General features: G+C 67.4%; 23 protein-coding genes. 14 read left to right on the forward strand and 9 right to left on the reverse strand.

Annotated elements, in window-relative coordinates; all coding sequences use genetic code 11:
• Window positions 1-23: 23 nt before the first annotated feature.
• Window positions 24-1,421, reverse strand: a complete 1,398-nt coding sequence (locus tag AC5P60_RS01500) for a glutamine synthetase family protein (protein WP_049402723.1) — start codon at window positions 1,419-1,421, stop codon at window positions 24-26.
• Window positions 1,418-2,179, reverse strand: coding sequence for a gamma-glutamyl-gamma-aminobutyrate hydrolase family protein (locus tag AC5P60_RS01505; RefSeq protein ID WP_164133510.1), 762 nt, complete (start codon window positions 2,177-2,179; stop codon window positions 1,418-1,420). The genes AC5P60_RS01500 and AC5P60_RS01505 overlap by 4 nt, the downstream gene beginning before the upstream one ends.
• Before the next feature lie 161 nt (window positions 2,180-2,340).
• Between AC5P60_RS01505 and AC5P60_RS01510 the strand changes: the two genes are divergently transcribed.
• From AC5P60_RS01510 to AC5P60_RS01530, 5 genes are all read left to right on the forward strand, one after another.
• Window positions 2,341-3,618, forward strand: coding sequence for an NAD(P)/FAD-dependent oxidoreductase (locus tag AC5P60_RS01510; RefSeq protein WP_341353747.1), 1,278 nt, complete (start codon window positions 2,341-2,343; stop codon window positions 3,616-3,618).
• 50 nt (window positions 3,619-3,668) lie between these two features.
• Complete coding sequence (locus tag AC5P60_RS01515; protein ID WP_033834724.1) at window positions 3,669-5,273, forward strand: MASE1 domain-containing protein; 1,605 nt, start codon at window positions 3,669-3,671, stop codon at window positions 5,271-5,273.
• A gap of 198 nt (window positions 5,274-5,471) precedes the next feature.
• Window positions 5,472-7,025 carry an MASE1 domain-containing protein gene (locus tag AC5P60_RS01520; RefSeq protein ID WP_483692869.1) on the forward strand — a complete coding sequence of 518 codons (1,554 nt, stop codon included), beginning with the start codon at window positions 5,472-5,474 and terminating at the stop codon, window positions 7,023-7,025.
• Between the two features lie 96 nt (window positions 7,026-7,121).
• Entirely contained in the window at window positions 7,122-8,465 is a 1,344-nt protein-coding gene (locus AC5P60_RS01525; RefSeq protein WP_005408813.1) for a diguanylate cyclase, read from the forward strand.
• An 85-nt stretch (window positions 8,466-8,550) separates the two neighbouring features.
• Window positions 8,551-9,012, forward strand: a complete 462-nt coding sequence (locus AC5P60_RS01530) for a bacteriohemerythrin (RefSeq protein ID WP_004151683.1) — start codon at window positions 8,551-8,553, stop codon at window positions 9,010-9,012.
• On the opposite strand, the gene AC5P60_RS01535 is transcribed toward AC5P60_RS01530, so the two are convergent.
• Window positions 8,993-10,285, reverse strand: coding sequence for an MFS transporter (locus AC5P60_RS01535; RefSeq protein WP_174842179.1), 1,293 nt, complete (start codon window positions 10,283-10,285; stop codon window positions 8,993-8,995). The two genes, AC5P60_RS01530 and AC5P60_RS01535, sit on opposite strands and share 20 nt — an antisense overlap.
• Window positions 10,286-10,441: 156 nt before the next feature.
• Between AC5P60_RS01535 and AC5P60_RS01540 the strand changes: the two genes are divergently transcribed.
• A complete protein-coding gene (locus AC5P60_RS01540) occupies window positions 10,442-11,083 on the forward strand; it encodes a hypothetical protein (protein ID WP_049402718.1) in 642 nt (213 codons plus the stop codon).
• Between the two features lie 115 nt (window positions 11,084-11,198).
• On the opposite strand, the gene AC5P60_RS01545 is transcribed toward AC5P60_RS01540, so the two are convergent.
• Complete coding sequence (locus AC5P60_RS01545) at window positions 11,199-12,695, reverse strand: aldehyde dehydrogenase (RefSeq protein WP_033834722.1); 1,497 nt, start codon at window positions 12,693-12,695, stop codon at window positions 11,199-11,201.
• Window positions 12,696-12,798: 103 nt separating this feature from the next.
• Between AC5P60_RS01545 and aptA the strand changes: the two genes are divergently transcribed.
• From aptA to AC5P60_RS01580, 7 genes are all read left to right on the forward strand, one after another.
• Window positions 12,799-14,151 (forward strand): omega-aminotransferase AptA, encoded by a 1,353-nt coding sequence (gene aptA / locus AC5P60_RS01550; protein WP_005412783.1) that lies wholly within the window; start codon window positions 12,799-12,801, stop codon window positions 14,149-14,151.
• A gap of 63 nt (window positions 14,152-14,214) precedes the next feature.
• Window positions 14,215-15,093: a hypothetical protein gene (locus AC5P60_RS01555; RefSeq protein ID WP_062607534.1), complete on the forward strand. Its 879-nt coding sequence runs from the start codon at window positions 14,215-14,217 to the stop codon at window positions 15,091-15,093.
• Between the two features lie 118 nt (window positions 15,094-15,211).
• Window positions 15,212-16,498: a DUF445 domain-containing protein gene (locus tag AC5P60_RS01560; RefSeq protein WP_483692871.1), complete on the forward strand. Its 1,287-nt coding sequence runs from the start codon at window positions 15,212-15,214 to the stop codon at window positions 16,496-16,498.
• 246 nt (window positions 16,499-16,744) lie between these two features.
• A complete protein-coding gene (locus AC5P60_RS01565; protein WP_033834719.1) occupies window positions 16,745-17,059 on the forward strand; it encodes a DUF3649 domain-containing protein in 315 nt (104 codons plus the stop codon).
• Window positions 17,056-18,693, forward strand: a complete 1,638-nt coding sequence (locus AC5P60_RS01570) for a PepSY-associated TM helix domain-containing protein (protein WP_049402713.1) — start codon at window positions 17,056-17,058, stop codon at window positions 18,691-18,693. Before AC5P60_RS01565 ends, AC5P60_RS01570 begins: the two co-directional genes overlap by 4 nt.
• Window positions 18,690-19,019 (forward strand): DUF3325 domain-containing protein, encoded by a 330-nt coding sequence (locus AC5P60_RS01575; RefSeq protein WP_483692872.1) that lies wholly within the window; start codon window positions 18,690-18,692, stop codon window positions 19,017-19,019. The genes AC5P60_RS01570 and AC5P60_RS01575 overlap by 4 nt, the downstream gene beginning before the upstream one ends.
• A 29-nt stretch (window positions 19,020-19,048) precedes the next feature.
• Window positions 19,049-19,522 carry a hypothetical protein gene (locus tag AC5P60_RS01580; RefSeq protein WP_033836021.1) on the forward strand — a complete coding sequence of 158 codons (474 nt, stop codon included), beginning with the start codon at window positions 19,049-19,051 and terminating at the stop codon, window positions 19,520-19,522.
• Window positions 19,523-19,643: 121 nt separating this feature from the next.
• Here the strand turns inward: AC5P60_RS01580 and rlmKL are convergent, their stop codons facing one another.
• Both rlmKL and AC5P60_RS01590 read right to left on the reverse strand, forming a co-directional pair.
• Window positions 19,644-21,782: a bifunctional 23S rRNA (guanine(2069)-N(7))-methyltransferase RlmK/23S rRNA (guanine(2445)-N(2))-methyltransferase RlmL gene (gene rlmKL, locus AC5P60_RS01585; RefSeq protein WP_483692873.1), complete on the reverse strand. Its 2,139-nt coding sequence runs from the start codon at window positions 21,780-21,782 to the stop codon at window positions 19,644-19,646.
• Between the two features lie 145 nt (window positions 21,783-21,927).
• Window positions 21,928-22,455, reverse strand: coding sequence for an alpha/beta hydrolase (locus AC5P60_RS01590; protein WP_033834993.1), 528 nt, complete (start codon window positions 22,453-22,455; stop codon window positions 21,928-21,930).
• A 72-nt stretch (window positions 22,456-22,527) separates the two neighbouring features.
• Here AC5P60_RS01590 and AC5P60_RS01595 point away from each other — a divergent pair, with 72 nt between their 5' ends.
• A complete protein-coding gene (locus AC5P60_RS01595) occupies window positions 22,528-23,094 on the forward strand; it encodes an N-acetylmuramoyl-L-alanine amidase (RefSeq protein WP_483692874.1) in 567 nt (188 codons plus the stop codon).
• A 354-nt stretch (window positions 23,095-23,448) separates the two neighbouring features.
• On the opposite strand, the gene AC5P60_RS01600 is transcribed toward AC5P60_RS01595, so the two are convergent.
• The 3 genes from AC5P60_RS01600 to AC5P60_RS01610 form a co-directional block, all read right to left on the reverse strand.
• Window positions 23,449-24,351: a sulfurtransferase gene (locus AC5P60_RS01600; RefSeq protein ID WP_483692875.1), complete on the reverse strand. Its 903-nt coding sequence runs from the start codon at window positions 24,349-24,351 to the stop codon at window positions 23,449-23,451.
• The gene (locus AC5P60_RS01605) at window positions 24,348-25,151 is read right to left on the reverse strand and encodes a CoA pyrophosphatase (protein ID WP_032965692.1); all 804 of its coding nucleotides are present in this window, start codon (window positions 25,149-25,151) and stop codon (window positions 24,348-24,350) included. Before AC5P60_RS01605 ends, AC5P60_RS01600 begins: the two co-directional genes overlap by 4 nt.
• 217 nt (window positions 25,152-25,368) lie before the next feature.
• The gene (locus AC5P60_RS01610; RefSeq protein WP_005408797.1) at window positions 25,369-26,070 is read right to left on the reverse strand and encodes an FKBP-type peptidyl-prolyl cis-trans isomerase; all 702 of its coding nucleotides are present in this window, start codon (window positions 26,068-26,070) and stop codon (window positions 25,369-25,371) included.
• Window positions 26,071-26,163: the final 93 nt, after the last annotated feature.

Raw genomic sequence — 26,163 nt, forward strand, 5'->3', positions numbered from 1 at the left:
GCGGATTTTTCTATTCCGGATGCTCAGACGTTCAGCAGCAGGAACTCGCGCTCCCACGAGCTGATGACACGGAAAAAGGTCTCGTATTCCTTGCGCTTCACCGAGATGTAGGCCCGGCAGAAGCGCTCGCCCAGCAGGGCCTGCAGTTCGCTGCATTGCTCCAGCCCATCCAGCGCTTCGCCCAGCGAGCGCGGCAGGTTGTAGCCCAGTTCCTTGGCGCTGCCGGTCACCGGCGCATCCGGTGCCAACCGCTCGCGGATGCCCAGCAGGCCGCAGGCCAGAGTCGCCGCCATCGCCAGGTAGGGGTTGGCGTCGGAACCGGCGAAGCGGCTCTCCACGCGCATGTTTTCCGGCGTGTCCAGCGGCACGCGCAGGCCACAGGTGCGGTTGTCGAAGCCCCAGTGCACGTTGCTCGGCGAGACTTCGCCGAACACCAGCCGGCGGTAGGAATTCACGTTCGGCGCGAAGAACGCCATCGCCTGCGGCGCGTACTTCTGCAGGCCGCCCAGATAGTGGCCGAACACCGGGCTGAACTCGCCTTCGGTATCGGTATCGCCAGCGAACACATTGCTGCCGTCGCTCACCCGCACCAGGCTCTGGTGGATGTGCATGGCACTGCCCGGCTCGTTCTCCATCGGCTTGGCCAGGAAGGTGGCATACACGCCGTGGCGCATCGCCGCCTCGCGCATGGTGCGCTTGAACAGGAACACCTGGTCGGCCAGGTCCATCGCATCGGCATGGGTGAAGTTGACCTCCAGCTGCGCCGCACCGGATTCGTGGATCAGCGTGTCCACATCCAGCTTCATCGCATCGGCGTAGTCGTACATCAGGTCGAGGATCGGGTCGAATTCGTTGACCGCATCGATCGAGTACGACTGCCGCGCGGTTTCCGGGCGCCCGGAGCGGCCGGCCGGTGGCAGCAGCGGGAAGTCCGGGTCGGTGTTCTTCTGCACCAGGAAGAACTCAAGCTCCGGCGCCACCACCGGGCGCAGGCCCAGCTCGGCGTAGGCCGCCAGCACGCGGCGCAGTACGTTGCGTGGCGCCAGCTCGTGCGGCTCACCGTTCTTGGTGTAACAGTCGTGGATGACCTGCGCGGTGGCGTCGGCCGCCCACGGCACCATGCGCACCGTGTCCGGATCGGGACGCAGCATCATGTCCGAGTCCGACGGCGAGGTCAGCTCGTAGTAGTCATCAGGGAACTCGCCGGTGACGGTGGTGGCGAAAATGCCTTCGGGCAGCCGCGTACCGTAATCATGCGAGAACTTGTCGGCGGGAATGATCTTGCCGCGCGCGTTGCCGGTGATGTCCGGGACCAGGCATTCGACCTCGGTGATGCGCCGCTCCTTCAGCCAGCGCAGCAGGCTGCTTTCCTGCGGTGCGGGGGGCGTAGCCGTCTTGCGCGGGCGCGTTCGGGAACTCATCGGGAATCCAGTCGGTTCTGTTGGTGCTGCCGGCAAGCTTGGCCGAACGCACGGAAAATAGCGTGATAGAACGGCGAGTCCATGACACGCCACTCCGGGTGCCACTGTACGCCGAGCACGAAACGATGGCGTGGGCTGCGCGCTGCCTCGACCAGTCCATCATCGGCCCAGGCCTCGACCTGCAGCCCGTGTGCCAATCGGTCGATGCCCTGCCCGTGAACCGAATTGACCTGTGCGCGGTCACCGCCTTGCCACTGCGCCAGCCAGCCATCCGCCGCCAGGGCGACCGCATGGGCCGGCCCGTACTGCACATCAACCGGCGCCTTCGGGTCTTCACGATGATCCGAAAGACCGGGCGCCGCGTGCACCTGCGGATGCAACGTTCCACCCAGCGCAACGTTCAGCTCCTGCAGGCCGCGGCAGATCGCCAGCACCGGCAGGTCCAGCGCCAGCGCCTCGTGCAGCAGCGCGAACGCGTTGGCGTCACGGGCCGGGTCATGCGGATTGCCCGGCCAGCTGCGACCGCCGTCGTAATGCTGCGGTTCGATGTTGCTGACCGCACCGGTCAACAGCAGGCCATCGAGCCCCTGCAGCCAGTCGCCGGCCGGCAGCGGCGGCTGCACGCTCGGCAACAGTACCGGGGTCACCTCGGCGGCCTCGGCCAGCGCGCGCACGTACTTCTCGCCGGCCACCGCGAAACGGTGATGGCCGAGCACGGTGCTGTCGGTGGGCAGGCCCACCCAGGGCAGGCGGCGCATGGGAAAACTCCTTGGCGTGCCGACACGTTACCCGCCGTCCGGCGAAGGCGGCAAGTCGTCGCCGTCACACCATGGCTGTCACGCATCGGCGAAACTACTCGGGTGAATGCTGATCGTCCTCCCCCGCTCTCCTCCACCGCACTGCGCCCGCGAGGCCTGCGGTGAGTGCCGCGTTCCCGCCCAGCTGGTATGCCGCCAGCCTGCCCGAACCACCCGCGCTGCCCCCGCTGCAGGGCGAGGTTCAGGCCGATGTCGCAGTGCTTGGTGCGGGCTACACCGGCCTGACCGCGGCCCTGGAACTGGCCTCACGTGGCCAGCGCGTGGTGGTGCTGGAGGCGCAGCGGATCGGTTGGGGCGCGTCCGGCCGCAATGGTGGCCAGGCGCTGGTCGGCTACGGCTGCGAGGTGGACGAACTGGAGCGTCAGCTGGGTCGTGATGATGCACGCCACCTGTTCGACTGGTCGCGCGGCGCGGTGCAGGCGATGCGCACGCGCATCGATCGCCACCGCATCGACTGCCATTGGGTTGAAGGCCACGCCAGCGTGGCCATCCGTGAACGCCACGAGCGTGACCTGCGCGCCAACTGCGAGCACCTGCAACGCCACTACGACTACCCCATGCAGTGGTGGGGCCATGACGCTCTGCGCGCGCAGCTGGACAGCCCGCGCTACCGCGCCGCGATGTTCGACCCGCTCAGCGCACACCTGCACCCGCTGGCGTATGCACGCGGTCTGGCCGATGCAGCGCGCGCGGCAGGTGTGGTCATCCACGAGAATTCGCCCGTCGTGCGCATCCAGCGCGGGCCACGGCCGAGCCTGCACACTGCCCAGGGCAGCGTGCGCGCCATGCATCTGGTGGTGGCCGGCAATGCCTGGCTGCTGGGCCTGCTGCCCGAGCTGGAACGGCGGATCATGCCGGTGGGCACCTATATCGGTGCCAGTGAGCCACTGGGCGCAGAACGTGCCCGCGCCCTGATCGGCAACAACATGGCCGTGGCCGACACCGCCTGGGCACTGGACTACTTCCGCCTCAGCCACGACCACCGCCTGCTGTTCGGCGGCCGCGCCAGCTACTCGGCATTGCCCCCGCCCGGCCTGCGCGGGGTGATGCAGCGACGCATGCACGACGTCTTCCCGCAGCTGGCCGACGTGGTACTGGACCAGGTCTGGGGTGGCTACGTGGACATCACCCGCAACCGCGCCCCGCACTGGGGCCGGCTGGACGGCAACCTGTACTTCGCGCAGGGATTCTCCGGCCATGGGGTGGCCGCCGCCGGACTGGCCGGCGAGGTGATCGCCGCCGCCATTGCCGGCCAGAGCGAGCGTCTGGACGTGTTCCAGCGCCTGCGGCATGCGCCCTTCCCCGGCGGCCGGCTGCTGCGCACGCCCCTGCTGGTGGCGGCGATGTCGTGGTACAAGCTGCGGGATGCGTTGTGGTAGCCGGGCCCTTCCCAGCCACATAATCGGCGCAGGAGCTGGGGAGCACGTGGATGCAGTGGTGGAAGGACGGCCTGCTGGTGAGGATACGGGTCAGCCCAGAAGGGCTGGCGCTGGCGCTGCTCTATGCCCTCGCCTGCTGGGGTGCGCGCAAGCTGTCACTGGACCAGTTCTTCCTGCCTGCCGGCGTGCGGGTGGCCGCGCTGTTGCTGTGCCCGCCGCGTCTTTGGCCCTACCTGCTGATGGGTGAATACGCCTACTTCGCGCATCTGCGCATCCCCCTGATCAGCAAATACAACCTGACCTGGGTAATCCTGGCCTCGGTGTTCCTGATGCCTGCCGTGATGCTGATCGTGCGCCTGCACCGGAAGCTGCTGGCACGCACCACGATCGTCGGCGTGATCTCCATTGCGGTATGCGCCGCGACGGTCGTCAGCCTGCTCAACCTCGGAATCTCGTATGTGATGTGGGCACCGTTGCATGAAGAGACATTACTCACCAATGTGCTGCGCTATGCGCTGGGCGACTTCACCGGCATCCTGATCCTGGCACCCCTGGCATTGCTGTGGATCCGACGCGCCGAGGAAAAATGGACAACCGGGTCTGTCGCGGCCACGGTCGCAGCACTCGGCGCCATGCTGGTCATTGGCCTGCAGGCGACGCCGGTACCGGCCTCGATCACGGCCCCCGGCTCGCTGCAGCTGCTGTTGATCCTGCCTATTCCCGCGATCGCACTGACCTGCCTGCTGGGATGGCGCGGTGCGGCCATCGGTGTCGCCGCCGTCAACATGATTCTTGGCCTCAGCACCCCCGCCGACCATCCGACCGCATTCGACCCGGCTACCTTCGCTACCCAGCAGGCCATGGCCATCGCCAGCATCGCCCTGCTGTTGCTGGGTGCGCGCATCACCCACTTCCAGACCCAGCACCGGCTGCACGAGGAAGATGGTAGAGCGGCCCTGCAGCTTGCTCGGAATTCACACCTGGCCAGCGAGATGGACCTGCGTGAGCGCGCGGCCCATCTGCGCCAGCTGGGCGATGGCATGGACCTGTCGCTGAACGAAATGGTGAACTGGCTGCATGCGCAGGGTCATCACGCCGTGGCCGACAGCCTGCGGCATACCTCTGAGGTGCATTCGCGCCTGTTCCGGGCCCAGGCCAGCATGATCTATCCCGCCGCCCTGGAACAGCTGGGCCTGTACGTGGCGTTGCAGGCTGGCGGGGTGCGCGAGGCATGGAATGCTGCGCATCGCATCGGCCAGCCGAGGTTGAAGGGTGACCCCTGCGCACTCGGGGTCGGCCTGCAGCTTGCTGCCTATCGACTCGTGGTCGATGCGGTCTCGCTTCTATTGAAGTGCGAGTGTGGACAGATCTCGGTCAGTATCCGCTGCGGAAGCTCCTTCCGGAAGCGTGGTGCCTTCATCTGCGTGGCTCTTCTGGACCGCCACGCATCACTGGGAAGCCGTGCAAAGGCGCTGGCAAACGAGCAGCTGCTGGGCCGAGTGCTCGCACACGCTGGCCACATGGACCTGAGTGGCAACAGGCTCAGGATGGTGTTGACCGAAGCACGGGACGCTCCCCGCCAGGCAGGCACTACTGAAGCCTTGAGGGAAAGCACACGCTCCATGGACACTGGCGCCCCCCGGGCCGCGATCTGACTATCCCGGTGAAAGGAGCTGCAGATCATTGCGCGAAAGTGATCTTTGGTCGGCGCCGAACCCACCCCGTCAGGATCTGGCGCCGGCGTGCAATTGCGCCCCCCTGCTTCCATCGATACTGTCATCCAATGGCGCGTCATGGCGCGTTCAAGCAACCCGCACGGCCGCTGCCATGTCACGAGCAAGGGAGGCTCGGGTTTGGACCGATTCAAGAAGGAAGTTGAACTGAGCTTCCGTATCCGGCCAGCCGGCATCGCACTCGCGGCCGTCTATGCGCTGAGCTGCCTCGGCTCGCGTCAGTTTTCGCTGGATCAGTTCTTCCTGCCGGCGGGCATCCGCGCAGCGGCACTGCTGATCGTCCCGACCCGCCTGTGGCCCTACCTGCTGCTGGGCGAGTACGCGTACTTTGCAACGCTGCGCATCCCCATGATCGACACCTACGGCCTGGATTGGGTCATCCTGGCTTCGACGCTGCTGATGCCGATGGCGATGCTGGTGGTCTACCTGCATCGGATGAGAATGCCGTCCGAAGCAGCCACCGGTCTGTGGCTGCTGTCGCTGTCGTTCTGCACAGCGTTGTTCGTGCCGGGTCTCAACCTGGGCATTTCATATGTCCTATGGTCGAACCCACCACCCAGCAACCTGCTGGACGCGGTCGACCGGACGATCTTTGGCCACTTCGCCGCCATCATCACCCTGGTGCCGTTGGCATTCCTCTGGTCGCGGCGGCAGGCCGACCCCGGTTGGACAGACCGTTTCGTCGCCCCTACCGCCTCGGCGATCCTGGTGATGCTGGTGCTGGGCCTGTGCATGCAATTGACACGCGCCGACGCCCACACGACGCGGACACACATGGTGCTGCTGGCCGCCCTGCCCGCCATCGCCCTGACCTTCATGCACGGGTGGCGCGGCGCAGCCATCGCGATTCCGTTGTTGAACCTCCCCCTGCACGGCGCAACGCCCAGCACTGGCCTGCCTTCCTCGTTCGACCTGGGCACGTTCACCACCCAACAGAACATGGCGGTGATGAGTGTCGCACTGCTGGCACTCGGTTCCAGCATCAGCTATCACCATCAGCGCGCCCGGTCCCGCGGCCTGGCCGAGGCAACCACGCTGCGCCTGGCACGTGGCTCACTTCAGACCAGCGAGCGTGAGCTGCGTGAACGGGCCGTCCACCTGAAGCACCTGGGCGAGGGCATGGACAATTCGCTCAGCGAGATGGTCAGCTGGCTGAAGTCCCAAGGCCACCATGCGGTCGCAAACAGCCTGCAGCACGCGTCGTCGGTACATTCACGGCTGTTTCGCGAACAGGCCAGCCTGGTCTATCCCACCGGACTGGAGCACGTCGGGCTCTACATCGCGCTGCAAGCCGGCGGTGCATGCGAAATCTGGAACAACACGCATCGCGTCATTCCACCCAGGCTGGCGGGCAATCCCTGCCTGCTGACCGTGGATCTGCAACTGGCCATCTATCGCTCGCTGATCGAGGCGGTTTCACTTCTGCTGGAACTGGAAACCGGGCAGGTCTGCGTGCGCGCCCGAAGCGGTCGGGCAGGCAAGCATCGCGGCATTGTTGCCGTGGTGAGCCTGCTCGACCGTGGTTGCCCGCTTTCCACGCGTACCACCCAACAGGCCGTCGAGCGCCTGGCCGGACGGATGCTTGCCTACGGCGGAACGGTCCACTGCCGCGGCAATCGTCTGCGGCTGGTCCTGCATGAACCGATCACCCACGCGTCGCCAGCGGCGGCCTGACGCGGAATCTGGCCCGGCGCGCAACGTTCGCCGCTAAAGTTACACCCGAAACCGCCGTTATCCGTGCCGAGCCCCTCCCTCGTGAGCCACCGCATCATGCCCGTCCTGCCGCAGGCCGCCGTCGATGGCGACCTGGCCGATCCGCTGCCGCAGCGGATCCTGCTGGTCGAAAACTCCCGCGCCTTCACCGGCATGCTGCGCGAGGCCATCGAGCAGCGCCTGGAACTGCCGGTGGTGATCGCCTCCACCCTGGCCGAGGCCGACCGCCTGCTGAGCGAAGGTGGCGGCTGGTTCCTGGTACTGACCGGGCTGGTCCTGGCCGATGGCGACCGCGACGCGGTGGTCGAGTTCTTCCTCAAGCGCGACCTGCCGACCGTGGTGGTCAGCGGCGTCTACGACGAGGACCTGCGCAAGCGCGTGCTGCAGCAGCAGATCATCGACTACGTGCTGAAGAACACTCCCGGCAGCATCGATTACCTGGTGTGGCTGGTGCAGCGGCTGGAGCGCAACCGGCGCATCGCCGCGCTGGTAGTGGACGACTCACCGTCCGCGCGCGGTTACGCCGCAGCCTTGCTGCGCATGTACGGCCATGAGGTGCACGAAGCGGCCGATGGCAACGAAGGCCTGGCCGCGATCGAGGCGCATCCGGCGATCCGCCTGGCCGTGGTCGACCAGGAAATGCCGGGCATGCAGGGCGTGGAGTTCACCCGCCGCCTGCGCACCCTGCGTTCGCGCGACAAGGTGGCGGTGATCGGCATCTCCGGCAATACCGATGCATCGTTGATTCCGCGCTTCCTGAAGAACGGCGCCAACGATTTCCTGCGCAAGCCGTTCTCGCGCGAGGAATTCTTCTGCCGGGTCTCGCAGAATGTGGACCAGCTGGAGCTGATCGGCACCCTGCAGGACCTGGCCACCCGCGATTTCCTCACCGGCCTGCCCAACCGCCGCTGCTTCCTGGAGCAGAGCCAGCGCCAGCTGCCGCAGCTGCAGCTGCACGGCCAGTGCGTGGCGGTGGCGATGATCGACATCGACCACTTCAAGCACATCAATGACACCCATGGCCACGAAGCCGGCGACGATGCGCTGCGCGCGGTGGCCGGCGCGGTGGCCACGCATGCACGCAGCCACGACCTGATCGCGCGCTTCGGCGGCGAGGAATTCTGCCTGCTGGTGCCGGACATGGAACAGGACGAGGCGCTGCTGTACTTCGAGGAGCTGCGCCAGCGCATCGCCGCGCTGGAGGTGGACATCGGCACCGCCACGCTGCGCATGACGGTCAGCATCGGGCTGTGCTGCCTGCGCCCGCAGCGCGATGCACTGCACCGGCTGATCTCCGAAGCCGACCGCCAGCTGTACCTGGCCAAGGCCGGTGGCCGCAACCGGGTCAGCTGCACCACGGTCGCCAGCCCGCTACGCCCACGCGAGCCGGCGCTGCCCTGACCGGTACGCTTTGATCCAGATCAACGCCGCCCGCGCCGGGCGGCTCTACAGTCCGCCCCGACATACGCATGAAGGGGAGCCGGGGATGGCACTACTGGTCTGGCAGGACGATCTGAACATCGGCATCGATGTGATCGACCAACAACACCGCCGCATCATCGAAATGCTCAACCACCTGCACGTGGCCCAGGCCAGCATGCAGCGTGCCGCAGTGGGTGAAGTGATCGACGAGGTGGTGGACTACACCATGTCGCACTTCGCGTTCGAGGAAGAGCTGATGGAGGAAGCGGGCTACCCGTTCTGTGCCGCGCACAAACGCGTGCATGAGGTCTTCATCAAGCGTGTCTCGGAGTACCGCATGCGCTTCCAGGCCGGCGAGGACATCAGTGACGAGCTGCGCACCATGCTCTCGCGCTGGCTGTTCAACCACATCCGCGGCGACGACCAGGCCTATGCCGAACAGGTCAAGGCGCACCTGAACCAGTTCGCCCGCGAACACCAGGGCGGCGGCTGGCTGGGTCGCACGCTCAAGCGCTTCTTTGGTTGAGCCGCAGCGCGCGCCGGTGCAGTGCCACCAGCGCGCACAGGGTGGCCACCGCGGTCAGGCACAGGTAATAACCCACCGCAACCAGGCCGAAGCGCTCGGCCAGCCAGGTGGCCAGGTACGGCGCCGGTGCCGCACCGAGGATGCCGGCCAGATTGAAGGACAGCGAGGCACCGGTGTAGCGCACCTCCACCGGGTAGATCTCGGCCAGGAAGGTACCGCAGGGGCCGTAGGTCAGCCCCATCAGGAACAGGCCCAGGCACAGGAAGGCGGTGACCAGCCACGGGCTGTGCGGCTGGAACAACGGTGCGAACAGTACGCCGAAGCCGACGATCAGTACGCTGGCAACAATCATCGTGCGCCGCGTGCCCCAACGGTCGCCATAGCGCGCCGACAGCGGGATGCCCAGCGCGAAGAACAGCATGCCGGCCATCTGCATCAGCAGGAACTGCTCGCGGCTGTAGCCCAGCACCGCGGTGCCATGGCCGAGACTGAACACCGTCATCAGGTAGAACAGCACGAAGGTGGCGAAGGCGCCCAGCGTGCCGAGCAGCATCGGTACCGGGTGGTCACGCAGTACCGTCCACATCGGCAACCGCACCGGCGCCTTGCGCTCCAGCGCCTTCTTGAAGTCCGGCGTCTCGTGGATGTTCAGGCGCACCCACAGGCCAAGGCCAACCAGCAGTGCGCTGGCCACGAACGGAATGCGCCAGCCCCACTGCAGGAAGTCGTTCTGGCTCAGGCAGCGGCCGAGCACGAGGAAGATGCCGGCCGACAGCAGGAAGCCGAGCGGTGCGCCCAGCTGCGGGAACATGCCGTACCAGGCGCGCTTGCCCGGCGGCGCATTCTCGGTGGCCAGCAGCACCGCCCCACCCCACTCGCCGCCCAACCCCAGGCCCTGGCCGAAACGGCACAGCGCCAGCAGCGCCGGCGCCCACAGCCCGATCTGCGCGTGGGTCGGCAGCAGGCCGATCAGCACCGTGGACAGGCCCATGGTCAGCAGCGCGGCGACCAGGGTGGCCTTGCGGCCGATGCGGTCGCCGAAATGGCCGAACACCGCCGAGCCGACCGGACGCGCGATGAACGCCACCGCGAAGGTCGCCAGTGACTGCAGCAGGGCCGCCTGCTCACTGCTGTCCGGAAAGAACAGGTGCGGGAACACCAGCACGGCGGCCGTGGCGTAGATATAGAAATCGAAGAATTCGATGGTGGTGCCGATCAGGCTGGCCAGCAGGACACGACGGGGGGAATTCACGGGCGGCGCGGCAGCAGTGATCGTCGACATCGGCAACACGGGTAACGGCGGATCGCCCGATTCTGCCACGGGCCGATGGCCGCACGGGACGATGGTTTCAGCCGACACCGATGCCAACGGAATTTTTCCGGCCGCCGGCTAGGCTGCGCCACCGGTCCCTGCATGGATGCCTTGCCCATGGCTGCAGTTGCGTTGTCATGCTCCGATTCGCCGAAGCTGCCGCGGATGGCGGCGTGGCTGGTGGTACTGCTGGTGCATGGCGGGCTCGCTCTGTGGCTGCTGGACAGCGGCCGGATCGAACTGCGCAGCGGTGAGGGCCCGCGGATCTCGCTGCATTGGCTGCCACTGGAACCGCCGGCGCCGGTACCTCAACAGCCCGCCTCGCCCTCCGCAAAGATGACGCGTCCGGCCGCATCGATGATGCCCCGCCCTGCTCCGGTTGCACAGGCAGAGAGCGCCCTGCCTGCCCCGGGGAACGTGGCTGCAGTGGCGCCACTGATCCTGAGCCTGCCTGCGGGCAGCATCGACGGTGGTGACGGCATCAGCGCAGCTGGCGTGGCGCCGCGCCTGATCGGTCGGCGCGAGGTCCATCCTGCGTTCGGGCCTCGCCGCAATTACTTCCGGATCCGTCGGCAGATGAGCCCCGAGCAGATCGTGCATGGCGTGGCGCAACTGCTGGGGCTTTGGCCGCCGGGATACATCGTCGACCCGTGCGAACTGGGTAAACAGGACATGGACTATTTCCAGAACGCGGTCGAAGACGCCGACCGCGACATGCTGCGCGCGGCAGTGCTGCAGGTGAGTGCCCGCTGCCGGTAGCTCGACGGCTGTCTGCCTTCTGCAGAGTCGAGCAACGCTCGACTGCTCTTCGCGAGAAGCAGTCGAGCAGGGCTCGACGCTACAAAGAACGAACAGCGGTCAAGCAGCCACGTCGTTACAGCTGGATCCAGGTGGCCTTGATCTCGCTGTACTTGTCGAACGCATGCAGTGACTTGTCGCGCCCATTGCCGGACTGCTTGTAGCCACCGAACGGTGCGGTCATGTCGCCGCCATCCCAGCCGTTCACCCACACGCTGCCGGCGCGCAGCTGGCGTGCGACGCGATGGGCGCGGCCGAGGTCACGTGTCCACAGGCCCGCCGCCAACCCATAGCGGCTGTCATTGGCCACGCGCACTGCCTCTGCTTCGTCCTCGAAACCAAGTACCGCCAGCACCGGGCCGAACACCTCCTCGCGTGCCAACGCGTGGTCCGGACGCACCTGGTCGAACACCGTGGGCTGCACATAGCAGCCGCCGGCCTCCACCTCGGCCCGATGGCCGCCGAGCAGCAGGCGGGCGCCCTCGCCTTCGGCCCGTGCGATATCGGCCAGCACCTTGTCCACGTGCGCGGCATCGACCAGCGCGCCCATCGGTGCATCGGCCTCCAGTGGATGCTGCGGCTGCATATGCTGGCCGTAGGCAATCACCTGGTGCACGAAGTCCTCACGGATCGAGCGCTGCACCAGCAGCCGCGAGCCGGCGGTGCAGACTTCGCCCTGGTTGAAGAAGATGCCCTGCGCCACGGCCTTGGCCGCTGCGTCCAGGTCCGGTGCATCGGCGAACACCAGGTGCGGGCTTTTGCCACCGCATTCCAGCCAGACCCGCTTGAGGTTGGACCGTCCCGCATGCTCCAGCAGCTTCGCGCCGGTGGCGGTGGAACCGGTGAAGGCCAGCACGTCCACATCCATGTGCAGCGCCAACGGTTCACCGACGCGCGTACCGTGGCCTGGCAATACGTTCAGCACGCCGTCCGGCAGGCCCGCCTCAGCGGCCAGCGCGGCCAATCGCAACGCACTCAAGGGCGACCGCTCGGAAGGCTTGAGCACCACCGAATTGCCCATGGCCAGCGCAGGCGCGATCTTCCAGCAGGCCATCAGCAACGGAAAGTTCCATGGCACGATCGCTGCGACCACGCCGGCTGGCTCGCGCGTGACCAGGCCCAGCTCGTGTGGGCCAGTCGGTGCGACTTCGCCGTACAGCTTGTCCACCGCTTCGGCGGTCCAGCGCAGGCAGCGCACCACGCCGGGCAGGTCGATACGACGTGCGTCGCGCACCGGCTTGCCCATGTCCAGGGTTTCCAGCAGGGCCAACTCATCAGCGTGCTTTTCCACCAATGCCGCCAAGGCCAGCAACACCCGCTTGCGGTGGGCCGGGCTGGCCTCTGACCAGTGGCCCGCATCGAAGGCACGCCGCGCCGACCGCACTGCGCGCTCTACGTCCTCTGCATCGCAGTCGGCGACCACCGCCAGCACGCGCCCATCAATCGGGCTGATGCAGTCGAAGCGCGCGCCGCTGGCAGCGTCGGTGTAACGACCATCAATGAAGGCCTGTGCGGGTATCGAAAGCTGCTGGGCCAGCACCTGCCAGTGGCTGCGGTCGGGAAAGTCGGCCATGTCGGGCTCCTCGGAACAGTTTCCCCGGTTATACCGGCGCGGCCGCGACTCCGCCGTGACGTGGCTGCGCTACATTTCTCCCATCGGACCCGATGGAGCTGGCATGAAGCGTTCCGCGAGCGACCTGCACGATCTGGCTACCCAACGCCCGGAGTCATTGGAGGCGTACTGGATGCCGTTCACCGCCAACCGCCAGTTCAAGGCCGCGCCGCGTGTGCTGGTGCGTGCCGAGGGCATGCACTACGAGGATGTCGACGGCCGCCAGATCCTCGATGGCACCGCCGGCCTCTGGTGCTGCAACGCGGGCCATGCCCGCCCACGCATCGTCGAGGCCATCGTCGAGCAGGCACGCACGCTCGACTACTCGCCGGCCTTCCAGATGGGCTCACCACCGGCCTTCGCGCTGGCGCAGCGACTGGCCGCATTGGCGCCGACGCCACTGAACCATGTGTTCTTCACCAGCTCCGGCTCGGAGGCGGTGGATACCGCGATGAAGATCGTGCTGGCCTACCACCGCCAGCGTGGCGAGGGCCAGCGCACGCGTTTCATCAGCCGCGAGAAGGCCTACCACGGCGTGGGCTTCGGCGGCATGGCGCTGGGCGGCTTGCCCAACAACCGCAGGGCGTTCGGTCTGCAGCTGGGCGGCGTGGACTACCTGCGCCACACCCTGGACCTGCAGCGCAATGCGTTCAGCAAAGGCCTGCCGCGCCAGGGCGCCGAGCTGGCCGATGACCTGGAACGACTGATCGCACTGCATGACGCCTCAACCATCGCGGCGGTCTTCGTCGAACCCATTGCCGGTTCCGCCGGGGTGATTCTGCCGGCGCCGGGCTACCTGCAGCGCCTGCGCGAGCTGTGCGACCACCACGGCATCCTGCTGGTGTTCGATGAGGTCATCACCGGTTTCGGCAGGGTCGGCATGCCATTCGCCGCACAGCGCTTCGGGGTCACCCCCGACCTGCTGACCTTCGCCAAGGCGGTCAGCAACGGCGCAGTGCCGCTGGGCGGCGTGCTGGCCAGCGACGCCGTGCATGCAACCCTGATGCAGGCACCGCCACAGGCCATCGAGCTGTTCCATGGCTATACCTATTCGGGGCATCCGCTGGCCTGCGCGGCCGCACTGGCCACGCTGGAGGTCTACGCCGAGGAGCGCCTTTTCGAGCGCGCCATCGAGCTGGGCGAGTACTGGCAGGAACGGCTGCATGCGCTGCAGGGCCTCCCCAACGTGATCGACATCCGCAACTTCGGCCTGGTCGGCGCGGTCGAGCTGGCGCCTCGCCGCGATGCGCCGGGCAGCCGGGGCTACGAGGTCTATCGGCGCTGCTTCCACGACGGCGGGCTGCTGGTGCGCTGTACCGGTGACATCATCGCGCTGTCGCCCCCGCTGATCGTGGACAAGGCGCAGATCGACCAGATCACCGGCACGCTGGGCGAGATGATCCGGGCCACTGCCTGAGCCCTGGCCGGCGGCGGCGAGCGGGTACAATGGGCGGTTCCGCTCCTGCTCGCTGCCGTGCCCATGGATATCGTCGTCAAAGAAGAACTCAAGGCCTATATCGACCCGCTGACTGCGGACGAACATGACGCGCTGGAGCGCAGCATCCTGGCCGAGGGCTGTCGTGACGCGCTGGTCCTGTGGGGCAACGTACTGGTCGACGGCCACAACCGCTTCGGCATCTGCCAGAAGCATGGCCTGCCCTTCAACACCGTACAGAACACCCGCTTCCAGAGCATGGAAGACGTGCACCTGTGGATGATCGAGCAGCACCTGGGCCGTCGCAGCGTGTCCGACTTCCAGCGCGGCGTGCTGGCGCTGCGCAAGCGCGACATCCTGGCCGCCCGCAAGCAGATCGAGCAGGCGCAGCTGCAGCGCGAGAGCGATGGCACTGCCGACGCCACCGATGAGGCCGGTGAAGACAGCCCGCCGTGGGAGCCGGCGCCGAAGATCAGCCGCGCCGAGCTGGCCCGCGAAGCCAAGCTGAGCACCAGCCAGGTTGGCATGATCGAGCGCATCCACGCCCAGGCCGCGGCCGAGGTGGTGGAAGCGGTCAAGGCCGGCGTGATCTCGATCAGCGCCGCCGCCGCCGTGGCTGACCTGCCGGAAGAAGAGCAGCGCGCCGCCGCCGCCGGTGGCAAGGACGAGCTGAAGCAGGCCGCCAAGCGCGTGCGCGAGTCCAAGCGCAAGCCGCGTGCGCCGAAGCCGGAAGCAGCCGAGATGGATTTCGAGGAGGCAGATGAGGACGAGATCGCCAGCCGCGATGCCGAGGTGCTGTCGGCGCTGGAGCAGCTGGGCGAGGACGCACCAGCGCTGCGCCGTCGGGTGGTCGCGCTGACCCGCGAGAACGACACCCTGCGCGCGCAACTGGCCGCGCTGCGCAAGCAACTGGAAGCGCTCTGAACCAAGGGGTAGTGCCGGCCGCTGGCCGGCAACGCCATGAACGTATCGGGTGCGTTGAGGTTGCCGGCCAGCGGCCGGCACTACCAGATGCTCATGCCGTGCCGGTTAGACTTCCGGCATGACGTCTGCCAACGACCCGCGCCGCGCTCAGCTGCGGCGCCTGAAAGCCCTCGCGCTGGGCCTGCTGCTGTTGATGCTGGCCGGTTTCGCGGTCAGCCACTGGCAGGGCGAGCGCGGCATCTGGGCCTGGGTTTCGGCGTTCTGCGAGGCCGCAGCCGTGGGCGCACTGGCCGATTGGTTCGCCGTGGTCGCGCTGTTCCGCCGGCCGATGGGCCTGCCGATCCCGCACACCGCGATCATCCCGCGCAGCAAGGAACGCATCGGCGACAGCCTTGCGCTGTTCGTGCGCGACCAGTTCCTGGAGCCGGGCGTGCTGCTGGCCAAGCTGCAGGTGTTCGATCCGGCCAGCCGCCTCGGCAGCTGGCTGGCCGACCCGGCACGCTCGCGCATGCTGGCCGACATGGCCCGCGGCTGGGCGCTGCAGGCACTGGATTTCTTCGACGAAACCGCCGTGCGCCGGCAGCTGCACGGCTTCGTTGTGCAGCAGTTGCGGCAGTGGAATGCCGCTGCCACTGCCGGTGAGCTGCTGGCCCTGCTGACCGCCGATGGTCGCCATCAACGCGTGCTGGACGAAGGCCTGCAGCGGCTGGGCCGCTGGCTCGAGCAGCCCGAGGTGAAAGAACGCGCCTCGCAGCTGATCGTGCGTTACATCCAGCGCGAATGGCCGACGCTCTCGAGCACGGTGAACTGGGTCAAGCCGATTGACGAGATCGGCGACAGCCTGGCCGAGCGCCTGGCCCGCGCGGTACTGGAAGAGCTGCAGCAGGTACTGGCCGAGCCGCAGCATCCGCTGCGCCAGGACTACGAGAGCTGGCTGCAGAATTACGTGCAGCGCCTGCGCGAGGACCCGGCCCTGGCCGAGCGCATCGAACAGCTCAAGCAGGAAATGATCGACCATCCGGCCCTGCAGGACTACGTGCAGGGGTTGTGGGCGCGCATCCACGCCAGCCTGCGCGCTGACCTGCAGCGCGAGGACTCGGCGCTGGTCGGCCACCTGCAACGCAGCCTGGGTTCGCTCGGTGCCAGCCTGCAGGCCGACCCGGCGCTGCGCGAGGCCCTCAACCAGCACCTGCTGGAAGGCGCGCAACGCCTGACCGGCCGCCTGCGCGAAGGCGTGGCCACGCATATCGCGCAGACCGTGAAGGGCTGGGACGAGCGCCATCTGGTGGAACAGCTGGAACTGAGCGTGGGCCGCGACCTGCAGTTCATCCGGTTCAACGGCACCCTGGTGGGTGGCCTGATCGGCCTGCTGCTGCATGCGGCGACAGTGGTGTTCAGGTTCTAGGCCTCAACGCGCCCTTCGGGTCATCACGCTTGATTCATAAAATGCGAATGCCTATCATTTACTGATCGGTTGTACGCTTAGCCAACCGGGTGCGGAAGACGCACCCATCGCCCGTGTACATCCCCCACCTCTGGACTGCCCGTCTGCGCGGGCCGTGCTTCGTCGATGGGACACGCTGGGCGACATGCGCAGGGCGCAAGGGGGCCGCGGACGCGTTCCATCCCCTCTCCTACCTGCAGGAATGCCGTGGACCGCTCGCCCGCAACCGCCAGCCCCCGCACCTTCTTTTCCAACCCGCGCTGGGGCGTGCTGTCACGCTCGTTGGCCGCGATCTTCGGCGGTTACGCGCTTGCCTCGGTGACCAGTGTGTTCTGCGCCGTGGCCCTGCCCGGCGCCCGTGGCCAGACCGTGCTGACCGGCATGCTGCTGGCCATCCTGGTCGCCGCCTGTGCGGCACTGTGGGCATTCGCCACCCGCAGCGCGCTGCGCGCCTGGGTCGGCATCCTCGCGCCCGCGCTGCTGATGGCCGCCATTGCGCGCCTGATGGGGGCCTGGGCATGAAGAACGGATTCCGCCAGTCGATGGCCTGGCTGCACACCTGGACCGGGCTGCTGGTTGGCTGGTTGCTGCTGCTGATCTTCATGGCTGGCACGGCCAGCTACTACCGCGAGGAAATCAGCCGCTGGATGCGTCCGGAACTGCCGTCCAGCAACGTCAGCATCGACGTCGCCGCACAGCGCGCGGTGGACTACCTGCAAGCCAACGCCGCGCAGGCCGAAAGCTGGTTCGTCACACTGCCGCAGCCGCGCAACCCGGCCATGCAGATGTTCTGGCGGTTGCCGCCGGAACTGGCCGATCCCAGCCGTGGCCGCCGCGGTGGCTTCGGCGACGCCACGCTGGACCCCAACACCGGCCAGGCATTGAAGGCGCGCGAGACCCGCGGCGGCGACTTCTTCTACCGCCTGCACTTCGACCTGCACTACATCCCGGTGCTGTGGGCACGCTATCTGGTCGGCTTCTGCGCGATGTTCATGCTGGTGGCGATCATCACCGGCGTCATCACCCACAAGAAAATCTTCAAGGACTTCTTCACCTTCCGCAAGGACAAGGGCCTGCGTTCCTGGCTTGATTTCCACAACGTCAGCGCGGTGATGGCCCTGCCCTACCACGCGATGATCACCTACACCGGCATTGTGACGTTGATGATCATGTACCTGCCGTGGGGGGTGAAGGTGGCCTACCCGCAGGACGAGGACACGTTCTTCTTCGAGGCCTTCGGCGGCCTCCCGGAAGTGACCGCGCCCGCCGAGGGCCACGCCACGCCGTTGCCGATCGCACAACTGCTGGACAACGCGCGCGCGCATTGGCACGGCGTGGAGGTGGCCGGTTTCACCGTGTCCAATCCGGGCGCGGCCAATGCGGTGATCGACATCCGCCAGCGCGACGGCAAGCGCCTGTCCATCGACACCCCGGCCGTGCGTTACGCCATGGTCAGCGGTGCTCTGCTTGAGGAAACGCCGCCTTCCGGCGGTGCCACCGCCACCCGCGGCGTGCTGTACGGCCTGCACCTGGCGCGTTTTGCCGACTGGGGCCTGCGTGCACTGTTCTTCCTGTCCGGTCTGGTCGGCTGCCTGATGGTGGCCAGCGGCGTGGTGCTGTGGGCGGTGAAGGAACGGCCCAGGCACGCCAAGAGTGGCCGCACCGGCTTCGGCCTGCGCCTGGTCGATGCGCTGAACATCGGCACCGTGGCCGGCCTGCCGATCGCCTTCGCCGCCTACTTCTGGGGCAACCGCCTGCTGCCGCTGGACATCGCCGAGCGCTCGAGTGCGGAGGCCAACGTGTTCTTCTACGCCTGGGCCGGCGCGCTGCTGGCCGCCTTCATCTGGCCGAAGCGGATGATGTGGGCGTGGCAGCTCTACCTGGGCGCGGCCGCGTTCGCACTGGTACCGGTGGTCAATGCGCTGACCACGCATGCGCACCTGGGCAACACCCTGCGCAACGGCGACTGGGTATTGGCTGGCTTCGATCTGTCGATGATCGCGTTCGGTGCGATGCTGGCGCTGTGCGGTTGGCGCATGCAGCGCTGGACGCCACCGCTGAGTGCGGCCGAGAAGAAGAAGCGTGCAGCCACTGCGGCTGCGCCGAAGGCATCGGTGAACACTGCAGACGCGGCCGAAGCGGAGGCCAGCGCATGATGCTGCTGGCGCTGACCCTGTCGTTCTCTGCGTTTACTGCGCTGTCGCTGGCGATGGAAAAGCACCAGCACGACCTGCATGGCAAAGCCGCGGCCACACCCGCACGGCGGGTGCTGTGGCGGGTGCTGGGCTGGGCGCTGCTGGCGGCGGCGTTCGCACTGTGCGTGGCCGACCACGGCTGGGCGATGGGCCCGGTGCTGTGGCTGGGGGCAATGACCCTGGCCGGCGTGACGCTGTCGTTCGGGTTGTATCCGTATCGTCCAACATGGATTGCGCCGCTGGCGATCACGCTGCCGGTGCTGGGGTTGATGCTGGAATTGCTGTAGCCGCAGGACGGGGACAGCGGCATCCACGCTTGGCGTGGATCTACAATGCCCGTATGGATAGCATGCTGCAGCGGATGTCTGGAATCGGCTTTTTTTCCCGGTTGGGTGAAACACTGCCCATAACGGCCGGCGTCGTCGCCGTTCGGTCGCTGGCCGAAGCAATGCGGACCATCGATACCGATGGTTTCGAATGGATGCCCACAACACTGGGCGATTCGGATCCGTTTCACGGCGCCCTGCCCCATCCCGCCGAACTGGCCGACGCCCGACGCGAACTCAACCGCACGTTGATGCGCGCGCTTTCGGCACTGGATCTGCCGGCACTGCGCTGCGGTGCACATGACCTGCAGCTGGTGGCGCGCGATGGGGCGATGTTCGCCTTCCGGCAACGCCTGCTGGAGATGCATCTCGGCCTGCCGGCACACTGGGAGCCTGTGCTTGCGCTGTACGAACAGGGCCATTGGCCCCTGGCCCATGCGCCGGGGCGATTGTTGGTGCTTTAGGCCGATCCACGCATGGCGTGGACCTACGGACCAGATGCGGTAATGCCGACCGCTGGCCGGCATCCCGCGGACCTTCCACGGTTCTGACGCAGTTGCCGGCCAGCGGCCGGCACTACCGGGATTACCTCAACCGCTTCAATTCCCACGCGCGATGGATGCGCGCGTTGCGCTCGAAGTCCGGGCCGATGGTGCGCGCGGTGATCTCGCGGCACTGGGCAAATTCGGCAATGGCGTTTTCTTCCAGCTTGAAACGGCGGAAGTTGTTCGAGAAGTACAGCACGCCCCCCGGTGCCAGCCGCGCCACCGCCGCGCGCAGCAGCTTCAGCTGTTCGCGCTGCACGTCGAAGTCATCGGCGCGTGCGGAGTTGGAGAAGGTCGGCGGGTCACAGAAGATCACGTCGTACTGGCCACGGTCGCCTTCCAGCCAGGCCATCGCATCGGCCTGCACCAGAAGGTGCTGGTTGCCGCCCTGCCCGTTCAGCGCCAGGTTGTCGTAGCACCACTGCAGGTAAGTGGCCGACAGGTCGACGCTGGTGGTGCTGGCGGCACCAGCCACGGCGGCCTGCACGCTGGCCACGCCGGTGTAGCAGAACAGGTTGAGGAAACGCTTGCCACGCACCTGCTCGGCCATCATCTGGCGCAGCGGGCGATGGTCGAGGAACAGGCCGGTATCGAGATAGTCGAACAGGTTCACCTGCAGCAGTGCGTTGTTCTCGCGCACTACGATGAATTCATCTCGCTGCTCGAAGCGGCCGTACTTGCTGCCGCCCTTGCCGCGCTCGCGCGACTTCATCGAGACCTGCTCCGGCGGCACGCCGAATACTTCGCGCGCGGCAGCCAGCAGTTCGTTGCGGCGGCGGCGCACGTCGTTCTCCGGAATCGCGGCCGGTGCGGCGTATTCCTGCACGTGCAGGAAGGTACGGCGCTTGCCACCGTCTTCCTCGTAGACGTCGATGGCGGCCGCGTATTCCGGCAGGTCGGCGTCATAGGCACGGAAGCAGGTGATGTGCTCGCGGGCGCGCCAGCTCTTGAACTTCTTCAGGTTCTTGCGCAGGCGGTTGGCCACCATCTGCGCACCTTCGCTCAGCTCGCGCGGTTGTGCCGGATCACGGCCCGGCACGGCAATCGGATCGCAGACGATCAGCGCGCATTCCAGCGCACCGTTGAACATCTGGTACTTCTTGCTGGCGCGCAGGCCGGTGGCGAAGGCCAGCTCGTCGTTGCCGCACAGTAGGCTGGCACGCCACTGCGGCACCGCCTTCTGCAGGGCGTTGCCCAGTGCGCGGTACAGCGCCGGATCGGCGGCCAGGCGCTCGTCGTACGGCGGGTTGCAGACCACCGCACCGATCTCCTGCTCCGGCGCGGCCAGGTCGGCCACATCGGCACGAGTGAAGCGGATCGCATGAGCGACGCCCGCGACCTCGGCATTCTCGCATGCCGCCTGGATCGCAGTCGGATCGATGTCGCTGCCGTGGATGACCGGCTTCAGCGCGGCCAGGCCGGCGGCCTCGCGATCGCGTGCTTCGCTCTGGAGGGTCTTCCAGGCCGCCTTGTCGAAGCCCAGCCAACGGCTCGGCGGCAGGCTGCCGTGGCGCATCAGGCCCGGGGCGACGTCGGCGGCCATCAGCGCGCCTTCGATCAGCAGCGTGCCGCTGCCGCACATCGGGTCCAGCAGGCCGCCACCGGCGGCGTGCAGGCGCGGCCACTGCGCGCGCAGCAGCAGCGCGGCGGCCAGGTTTTCCTTCAGCGGTGCCTCGTGGGCGGCGCCACGCCAGCCACGGCGATGCAGCGGGCCACCGCCGAGGTCGATCGACAACGAAGCGCGGCCCTTGCGCAGCGACAGGTTGACGCGCACATCGGGCAGATCGGTGTTGACCGAAGGGCGCTCCAGGCCTTCATCGCGCATGCGGTCGACGATGGCGTCCTTGATCCGCTGCGCGGCGAAGCGGGCATGGGTGATCTTGTCGCCGGACACGTGTGCGTCCACCGCCAGGGTCATCTCCGGCTTGATGTGCTCATGCCACGGCAGCGCACGCACGCCGTCGTACAGAGCCTGCTCGTCCGGGCACTCGAACTCGTCGATCGGCCACAGCACGCGGCTGGCCAGGCGTGACCACATCACGATCCGCAGCGCCTGCTCCAGTTCGCCCTCGGCGTTGACGCCGGCAATGGTGGCAGTGGCCTTGCCAAGGCCCAGGGCCGACAGTTCATCGGCAAGCAGGTATTCCAGGCCCTTGGCGCAGGAGACGAAGAATTTCACGGGGTCGGTTCGCAGGTGGTCGGGCGCGGCACAGGGGCCGGGCCGGTCGGAAAGGAGGGCCGTAGGCACGGCCGGCAGGCCCGCGCCGGGGGCGGCGGGGCTGCCATTGTAGTCAATGCGGGCAGGCGCGCCTTGCGCCCGGGCTTCACAGTTGCCGCAACAGGCGCTCGAAGGCCTGTGCGGAGGCCTCCACATGGTGCTCCAGGCGGTGGCCGTCGTCGACCAGCAGCAGCTGCGCCGAACGCGCCTGCGCCCAGGCGATCACTCCGGCGGCGGGGACCACATCGTCATGCCAGGCCTGGACCACGGTGGTCGGCACGGCGGCGGCGTCCAGCGCCGGCATCGGGCCCATCGTAGTCGGCGGCACCATCAGGAACAGGCCGGCGACCGGTACCTGCAACGAGGCGATGCCGGAGATGTAGGCGCCCAGGCTGGAACCGGCCAGTACCACTGGGCCCTGCCGGGCGGCGATGGCGGCGCGCTCGACCAGGCGGCGCAGGCGGGTCGGCACATCGCCTACCCGGCTGACCTCGCTCATCGCATCCAGGTCGGTGTAGTCGGGGCGCTCGTGGGTCCAGCCCAGGCGCTGTGCCACCTCGGCCAGCGCGGTGACCTTGGTCGCTTCCGGGCCGCTCTCGAAGCCGTGGGACAGGATGCAGTGGCCGCGGCTCATGCGTGCGCTCCGCACGAACGGGCCGACAAGGAAAGGGAAGGCAGGTTCATGCCGCAATGCTAGCATCGCCGGATGCCCAACCCGCTCCTGCCCGGCCTGCAGCTGCAGCCCCTGCCCTACGAAGACCGCCTGCCACTGCGCGACCCGGCCACGCTGGAGATGGTGGTGATCCACTGCACCGAGCTGCCCGACCTGGCGATGGCCCGCGAGTACGGCGAGCGTGCGCTGTACGACAGTGGTGCCGGCAACAGCGGGCATTTCTACATCGACCGCGATGGCAGCGTGGTGCAGTACGTGGCACCGGAACGGGTGGCCCACCACGTGCGCGGCATGAACGCGCATACGCTGGGTATCGAACTGGTCAATACCGGGCGCTACCCGCACTGGTTCGACAGCCGTCACCAGGCGATGGACGAGGCCTACACCGAGGCGCAGGTGGAAGCGCTGGAACAGCTGCTGTTGGCGCTGGTGGCACGCTATCCGTCGCTGCAGCGGATTGCCGGGCATGACCAGCTTGATCGGGAGCAGGTGCCGGCCAGCGATGATCCGACGCTGATGGTGGCGCGCAAGCGTGATCCGGGGCCGTTGTTCCCGTGGGCGCGGGTGCTGGCGAAGGTGCCGCTGCAGCCGGTTGGGTAAGTGGCAGGGCTGCGCCCTGCACCCGCAGAAGCAACGTCAACGTCAACGTCAACGTCAAGAGCTGGCATTCCGGGGGATGGCGGGGGTGGGGCCGGTTGCGGGGGACGCTGCAAGTTCCCCCTCCGGGGCCCGGCCCAGCCGCTGGCGGCTGTGCGTTCGGGCGCTTGCGAAGCAGTGCTTCGCAAGCAAAGCGCCCTCACCCATGTAAGCTCGGTCGCCGCATCCATGCGGCTCACGCCCCCGCAATCGGCACGGGGTCGGATCCCGTGGCCACGCAACGGGCTCTGACCCGGATTTACGCTCGATGGGGTCAGAGCCGTTTTCCGTTGGAAAACGGATCCGACCCCGCGCTTCTCAGGTACCGGTCGCCACCGGGCGGCTGCTGTCGCTCACCCAACCGCTCCAGGAGTCGGCGTAGATGCGTGCGCCGCTCAGGCCTGCGTTTTCCATCGCCAGCAGCAGGTGGCAGGCGGTCACGCCGGAGCCGCACATCAGCACCACCTGCTGCGGATCACGGTTGCCGATCACACCCTGCAGTTCGACGCGCAGTTCCTGTGCATCGCGCAGCCGGCCGTCGGCGACGTTCAACGCAAACGGACGGTTGACCGCGCCGGGTACGTGGCCGGCGACCGGGTCCAGCGGCTCGACTTCGCCGCGGAAGCGTTCGCCCGCGCGTGCGTCGACCAGCCAGCCCGGCGCGTGCTTCAGGCGTGCGCTGATCTCCTCGGCATTGGCGATCTGGGTGGTGTCGAAACGGCCCGGGTAAGCCGGCAGCGCGGTCACCTCATCCGGCCCCGTCGCCAAAGGTTGCCGTGCGGCCTGCCACGCGGCGATACCACCATCGAGCACGGCCACCTTGCTGTGCCCGATCAGGCGCAGCAGCCACCACAGGCGCGAGGCGGCCATGCTGCCGTCGCTGCCGTCGTAGACCACCACCTGCGTGTCAGGACCGATACCCCACTGGCCGAGCTTCGCGGCGAAGGCATCGCTGTCCGGCAGCGGATGGCGACCATGGCCGACGCGCGACAGATCGGACAGGTCACGATTCAGATCGGCATACACCGCACCCGGGATATGACCTGCCAGGTACTGGCCGCTACCCGCCTGCGGATCGGCCAGCGAGGAACGCGCATCAACCACGCGCACCGCGGTGCTGGCGGTGGCGCGTGCGTCGACCACGCGGATGCCCTCGCCCAACGCGGCAGCCAGGGTGGCGACATCGACCAGGGTGGTCCACGGCGGATCGATCGGGTTCATTGCACTTGCTCCAGGCGGCGACGCAGGTTGTAGAGAATGGCCGCGGTGGCGCCCCAGATGCGCTGGCCGGGCCAGCTGTACTCAAGGACGTGACGGATGCGGCCGCGATGGTTGATTTCGACCTGGCGCAGGTTGTCCGCCGCCATCAGGTAGTCCAGCGGCACCTCGAACACCTCGGCCACTTCGCTGGGCTGCGGCACCGGCACGAAGTCCGGATCGACCACCGCCACCACCGGGGTGACCCGATAGCCGGTGATCGTCACGAAGGGATCGAGATAGCCCAGCGCCTGCACCTGGCCCGGAGCCAAGGCGATTTCTTCCTGGCTCTCGCGCAATGCTGCCGCCAGTGCGTCGCGGTCGTCGGGCTCGGTGCGGCCGCCGGGGAATCCGACCTGGCCACCGTGCGTGCGCAGGGTTTCGGTGCGACGGGTGAGGATCACCTGCGCGCCACTGGCGCGCGGCACGATTCCCGCGAGCACGGCCGCTTCCACCGGAGGCCCGGGCGGCAGCAGATCGATCAGCTCGCTGCGGTTCCAGCCATCGCCGGCCGGCGGATCGGCCAACGGATGCAGCGCGCGCATCAAACGTTCGTGGTCGGCCAGCGAGCCGCGCAGTGATTGCTGGAGCTGCGCCCGCAAAGGCTGCACGCGATGCAGGATGCGACTGCGTTCGTCGTTGCTCATCGACGGCCACCGTGCGATTTCATCGATATGACGTCCGCAGCCGGTGCACTGCCGGTGCGGATCCAGCGTGCACACTCCGATGCAGGGACTTGCGACAACACGCGCCGTTTCTTCCATTGTTTGCACCCGGCAACAGTAGCGCGAACGGGCTGAATTTGCGCGGGTGGGCCGGTCGGACGGTAGAGTCGACTGTCAGTCGACTCGCGCGCGCAGCGCGGGCGTTTCCCCGATGTGACCCAAGAGCAGTCGACTGACAGTCGACTCTACCGTCAGGCACTGCGCAAACAAAAACGCGCCGGTGGAATCACCGGCGCGTTTGGTTTACTGCTTCGATTTACTTGACGCTGACCAGCTTGATCTCGAACTGCACAGCCACGTTCGGCGGGAACGGGGTGCGCGGGTCCGCACCGTAGGCCTGGTCCGGCGGCAGGGTGACTTCCCACTTCGAGCCGGCCGGCATCTGCAGCAGGGTCTCGCGCATGGCCTTCATTTCGACTTCGCTGACCTTGATCGACGGGATCTGCTGGGCCGGGCGGGCTTCGGTCGGGCGCTGGCCGTACGGGAACGGACCGGCCACTTCCAGCTGCACGGTGCTGGCCTGGGTCGGCTTGGCACCCTTGCCGGCTTCGATCACGCGGTACTGGACGCCGCTCGGCAGCGACTGCACGCCGGCCTTGGCCTTGTTCGCCGCGATGAACTGATCGCTCTTGGTCTTGTTTTCGGCAGCAGCCTTCTCGTACTCGGCCTTGGCAGCCTGGGCACGGCCCTGCTCGCGCTTCTGGAACGCTTCAACGGCCGGCTTCAGCTGCTCGGCGGTGATCGCCGGCTGCTTCTTGGCGTAGGCATCCTGCAGGCCCTTCACCACCGAGTTGATGTCCAGCTGCTCACCACGACCGGTCAGCTCCGCCAGGTTGTTGCCGTAGTCGTAACCGAAGTAGTAGCTCAGCTTGCCCTTTTCGGACGAGACGTCCTGGGCGAAGGCATTGCCCGTCAGGGCCAGGGCCGCGACGGCGACCGCGATAGAACGCAACTTCATCAAACAGTTCTCCAGGGGTGGTAACTCAGGGACGTTCTGCGCCGCCCTGAGGCGACGGGTTAGGATAACGGGCGCAACGTGTAACCGCTACTC

The organism is Stenotrophomonas sp. YJH_SMC_120 (genome assembly GCF_059368675.1).